Source organism: Mycobacterium sp. TH-M116 (genome assembly GCF_057473685.1).
This window is the reverse complement of the sequence record NZ_JBYCLC010000134.1, coordinates 1-1,750: the sequence shown is the minus strand read 5'-3', so window position 1 is coordinate 1,750 and position 1,750 is coordinate 1. Positions and strand designations below refer to the sequence as shown.

The following is a 1,750-nucleotide window of genomic DNA, read 5'->3' as shown; positions in this document are numbered from 1 at the left end:
TCCACGACAAACCGGGGCCTGCTACCCGGCGCTCCGGTACCTACCGGGACGGGACTTTCACCCGCTAGTCCAATCCAACTTCCAGGACGCAACATCGCGGCAGCATATCGGGCCGATCCGAGACGCCGGCGGCGCCGGGGGTGGGGCCGTGGTGCATATTCGGCCCATGCAGGATCAACTCTTCGACTCGTTGACCGAGGAACAACTCCGACGCCGCAACACGATCAAGTGGAATTATTTCGCGCCCGACGTGCTGCCACTGTGGGTGGCCGAGATGGACTATCCCACGGCACCCGCCGTGCGCGACGGGGTGCGGCGCTGCGTGGAGAACGAGGAGTTCGGCTACCCGCCGTTCACCGAGGACGCGTTGCCGCGGGCGACCGCCGACTGGTGCCGGCAGCGTTACGGCTGGCAGGTACGGCCCGACTGGGTGCGCGTCGTCCCCGACGTCCTCAAGGGGATGGAGGTCGTCGTCAAGTTCCTCACCCGGCCCGAGAGCCCGGTGGTGCTGCCCGTGCCTGCCTACATGCCGTTCTTCGACGTCCTGCAGGTCACCGGACGCCAGCGGATCGAAATCCCGATGGTGCGCCAGGATTCGGGGCGGTACCTGCCGGATCTGGAGGCGCTCGAGGCCGCGTTCGTCCGCGGTGCCGGATCGGTGATCCTGTGCAATCCGAACAACCCGCTCGGCACGGCGTTCACCGACGACGAGCTGCGGGCGGTCGTCGACATCGCGGCGGCGCACGGCGCCCGGGTGATCGCCGACGAGATCTGGGGGCCCCTCGTCTACGGTCGACGCCACGTTCCCGCGGCCTCGGTGTCGGAGGCGGCCGCGGCGAGCGTGGTCACACTGGCGTCAGCCTCCAAGGGATGGAACCTGCCCGGCCTGATGTGTGCGCAGGTGATCCTGTCCAATCCCCGCGACGCCGACGACTGGCACCGGGTCAACATGCTGCACAAAATGGGCGCCTCGACAGTCGGCATCCGCGCGAACATCGCCGCATACCGGGATGGGGCACCGTGGCTGGACGAGCTGCTGCCCTATCTGCGGGCCAACCGCGACCATCTGGCGCGGACGCTGCCGGAGCGGGTGCCCGGGGTGACGGTCACAGCCCCGGAGGGCACCTACCTCTCGTGGGTGGATTTCCGCGCACTGGGCCTGGCGGCCGAGCCGGCGGAGTACCTGCTCGCCGGGGCCAAAGTGGCGTTGTCCCCCGGCATCCCGTTCGGCCCCTCGGTAGCCTCCGGATTCGCCCGGCTGAACTTCGCGACCACCCGCACGATCCTGGACCGCGCCATCGACGCCATCGCCGGCGCGCTGCGCACCTGAGCCGGCCCGTACCGTGGGCGACATGTCCTGCGTGTTCTGTGCCATCGTCGCCGCGGGGGCCCCGGCCATCCGGATCCACGAAGACGACGACTACCTGGCGATCCTCGACATTCGCCCGGTCACCCGCGGCCACACGCTGGTGCTGCCCAAACGCCACAGCGTCGACCTCACCGACACCCCGCCGGAGACGTTGGCCGGGATGGCCACCCTCGGCCAGCGGATCGCCCGCGCGGCGCGCGCCACCGAATTGGCCGACGCGACAAACATGGCGATCAACGACGGCCGCGCCGCCTTCCAGAGCGTGTTCCACATCCACCTGCACGTGCTGCCTCGCCGCGACGGCGACAAGCTCTCGCTCGCCAAGGGGATGCTGCTGCGCCGCGACCCCGACCGGGAAACCACCGGCCAGATCCTGCGGGA

General features: G+C 69.7%; 2 protein-coding genes. Both read left to right on the top strand.

All coding sequences use genetic code 11. The features are described from left to right. Positions 1-166 precede the first annotated feature (166 nt). Positions 167-1,330, top strand: a complete 1,164-nt coding sequence (locus tag AC2VOK_RS06495) for a MalY/PatB family protein (RefSeq protein ID WP_428899749.1) — start codon at positions 167-169, stop codon at positions 1,328-1,330. Between the two features lie 22 nt (positions 1,331-1,352). Next, positions 1,353-1,750, top strand: a 398-nt coding sequence (locus AC2VOK_RS06490; RefSeq protein ID WP_428899748.1) for an HIT family protein, incomplete at its 3' end; no start/stop codon positions are given.

Bases quoted from the DNA above. Each gene is read 5' to 3' on its own strand.
- AC2VOK_RS06495 (WP_428899749.1), top strand. From the start codon at position 167: ATGCAGGATCAACTCTTCGACTCGTTGACCGAGGAACAACTCCGACGC.